At 70.2% G+C, this 2255-nt stretch carries 2 protein-coding genes; both read left to right on the top strand.

The features are described from left to right. The first annotated feature begins 181 nt into the window (after window positions 1-181). Window positions 182-1222, top strand: a complete 1041-nt coding sequence (locus tag HR086_RS46265; protein ID WP_174455363.1) for a pirin family protein — start codon at window positions 182-184, stop codon at window positions 1220-1222. 210 nt (window positions 1223-1432) lie between these two features. Further along, a partial coding sequence (locus tag HR086_RS46270) for an MFS transporter (protein ID WP_174468848.1) occupies window positions 1433-2255 on the top strand: 823 nt, incomplete at its 3' end.

Raw genomic sequence — 2255 nt, forward strand, 5'->3', positions numbered from 1 at the left:
GGCATGAAAGGATGCGCCCCGTCCATGCCAGGATTACAGCCTGGAGACGGCGTCATGCGTGAGGTGGCCCTTGGGTGATGAGGTCAGTCGGAGAGCGGCGCTGAAGGTGCTCGCGGTGGCGGGGGCCACGTCGGCCGCGAGCTGCTCTCGGAGCACGGGAAAGTCATCAGAGGAGCAGGGGATGAGTCAGCAGCAGGGAAGTGAGCAACCCGCCGTCATCGGCCTGAGCCCGCTCAGGGGGATGCCCTGGCCCACGCCAGACCCGTTCCTGTTCTGCGTGCACCACGTGGACGCCTACCCGGCGGGCAACGAGCGGATGGGGCCCACCGCGTCGCTGGCGGGCCGGCAGCTCGGCCAGGACTTCGACGGTCGGGACGGCTGGAACATGTACCACGGCACCGTGGTGCCCGGCTTCCCGCAGCATCCGCACCGGGGCTTCGAGACCGTGACGGTCGTCCGCAGCGGGCTGTTGGACCACTCGGACTCGCTGGGCGCGGCGGCGCGGTTCGGCGGCGGGGACGTGCAGTGGCTCACCGCGGGCAGCGGCGTGCTGCACTCGGAGATGTTCCCGCTCTTGAAGAAGGACCAGCCCAATCCGGTGGAGTTGTTCCAGATCTGGCTCAACCTGCCGAGCGCGGACAAGCTGGTGACGCCGCACTTCTCCATGCTGTGGGACCACGTCATCCCCCGGCACGTCGCGAGGGATGAAGCGGGGCGCACCACCGAGGTCACCGTCGTCGCCGGAACGCTGGGCGACGTGAAGGCCCCGCCGCCGCCGCCGAAGTCCTGGGCCGCGCGGGCGGACTCGGACGTGGCCATCTGGACGCTCAAGCTGGCGCCGGGGGCGCGCTGGACGCTGCCCGCCGCCGCGCGTGGGAGCAATCGCTTCCTGTACTTCTTCAAGGGCTCCGCGCTGAAGGTGGGAGGCCGCGCCATCCCCGCATCACACGTCCTCCAGTTGCGCCCCGACGTGGACGCGGTGCTGGAGAACGGCCCCGACGAGGCGGAGTTGCTGATGCTCCAGGGCCGGCCCATCAACGAGCCCGTGGTGCAGCACGGCCCCTTCGTCATGAACTCCCGCCAGGAGATCCAACAGGCGTTCAGCGACTACCAGCGCACGGGCTTCGGCGGCTGGCCCTGGAAGAGTGACGACCCGGTGCACGCCCGGGAGGAAGGGCGCTTCGCGCGCCACGCGGATGGCCGCCTGGAGCGACCGACCTGACGAGACAGGGCACCGATGCTCGGCTCCCTGGCTCCTTCGCGGGCAGGGGAGCCCCCGGATGGAGTGTCGTCGAGCGTGACATGCACGTGGGCTCCCGTGCATAGAAGAGAGGTGTCCGACTCTCCTGGCTCCTCTCCACCTGGATCGCCGCCCGCGTCCGCCAACAGAGGCTCCCGGCTCGCGTCCATCGCGGTGGCGAGCGCGCTGTTCATGGAGTTCGTCGACTCGACGGCGCTGTCCACCGCGCTACCGACGCTGTCCGTGGCCTTCGACACGGACCCCATCCACCTCAAGCTCGCGCTGACGTCCTACATCCTGGCGCTGGCGGTGCTCGCGCCCGCGAGTGGCTGGGTGGCCGACCGCTTCGGTCCTCGTCGCGTCTTCATGCTGGCGATGGGCGTGTTCCTCGTCGCGTCGGTGTTGTGCGGCTTCTCGCGGACGCTGCCCCAGCTCGTCGTCTTCCGCACGCTCCAGGGGTTGGGGGGGGCGCTGATGACGCCGGTGGGCCGGCTCATCGTGGTGGGCTCGGCGCCCCGGGACAAGCTGGTGTCGGCGCTGAGTTGGTTCACGATGCCGGCGCTGGTGGGACCGCTCATCGGTCCGCCGCTGGCGGGCCTCATCCTCGGCGTGGCGGACTGGCCGTGGATCTTCTTCATCAACGTCCCCGTGGGGCTGCTCGGCATGCTCGCGGTGTCGCGCTACGTGCCGGAGCTGCCCCAGCCGCACCCGGGCCCGTTCGACTGGAAGGGCTATGCCATCGCGGCGGTGGCCATCATCCTGACGATTGGCGCGGCGGAGACGCTGGGCGTCGGCCTGGTGCCCGTGCACATCCAGATGGGCATGGCGCTGGTGGCCGTGGGGGCCATCGCGCTCTACGTGGCGCACGCGCTGCGGATGAAGAAGCCGGTGTTGGACCTGCGGCTCCTGAAGCTGTCGACGTTCCGGGCCAGCACGGCGGGCGGTGGGTTGGTGCGGATGGGCCTGGGGGCGACGCCGTTCCTCTTGCCGCTCATGCTCCAGGTGGGGCTGGGGT

It is taken from the genome of Myxococcus sp. CA039A, assembly GCF_013336645.1.
Lineage (GTDB): Bacteria > Myxococcota > Myxococcia > Myxococcales > Myxococcaceae > Myxococcus > Myxococcus llanfairpwllgwyngyllgogerychwyrndrobwllllantysiliogogogochensis.